Below are 715 nucleotides of genomic sequence, written 5' to 3'. Positions count from 1 at the left end.
GCAGGTCGAGGTAGCCGCCGACGGTGAGATTGTCCGGCAAGGCGTCGACGCCGCTAACATCTTCTAGATCCAGATTGTGGGTGACGGTAATATTCCCGTTATCGGAAACAGTGTGCTGAATATCGTTTTTAACGAGGTGCTTAATTAAGTCGAACATTGCTGATCCTTAAATTTTTGGTGTAACAATCCTGTCGCTTTAATAGCCGACCATTCGGTTAAATTCGGTTTTGCTGGTGGTGTCAGCCCTGCGATTCGCCGCAGAACGGGCAGAAACTCATTTTTACGTTGGTTTCCAGGCGGTTTAGGTTTTTAGCCATTTCGCCGTTTTTCTTTTTGGCCCGGTACGCCAGTTTGTATTTCAGCATCACAAACAGTTTGCCTTCGGAAAGAGAAAGAACCTGATTATCCCAACCGGTATCAAAAGTGCTTTCGCTTACTTCAGCACCTTCCGGAACCTTCTCTTTAAGCCGCGCTTCGATTTGAGCACCGACCTCATTAATGCAGTTGCACATCCCTTATCCCTCAAAATTTCGCGTCATATCCTGCTGGCGTTTCGTCAGCGTGAATGATGCCTTCGACTGGATAGCAGTTAGTGACGCCCATTTGCTCACTCGCTGCCGCTTCACATTGCTGCTGGTTGTCGAAAATACCGACAACAGCGTCCTGATAATCACCGTTCGTCATGGTGATGGTCAGCACTAATGCGTACAGGGCT

At 48.3% G+C, this 715-nt stretch carries 2 protein-coding genes; both read right to left on the bottom strand.

The features are described from left to right. Nucleotides 1-239 precede the first annotated feature (239 nt). Nucleotides 240-512, bottom strand: coding sequence for a hypothetical protein (locus GTGU_RS07365; protein ID WP_021241758.1), 273 nt, complete (start codon nt 510-512; stop codon nt 240-242). A 10-nt stretch (nt 513-522) separates the two neighbouring features. Beyond that, nucleotides 523-715: DUF1482 family protein (locus GTGU_RS07360; RefSeq protein ID WP_051857313.1), on the bottom strand; the 193-nt coding region annotated here is incomplete at its 5' end.

The organism is Trabulsiella guamensis ATCC 49490 (assembly GCF_000734965.1).
In the GTDB taxonomy this organism is placed as follows: Bacteria; Pseudomonadota; Gammaproteobacteria; order Enterobacterales; family Enterobacteriaceae; genus Trabulsiella; species Trabulsiella guamensis.
This window is presented reverse-complemented; position numbering and strand designations above follow the sequence as displayed.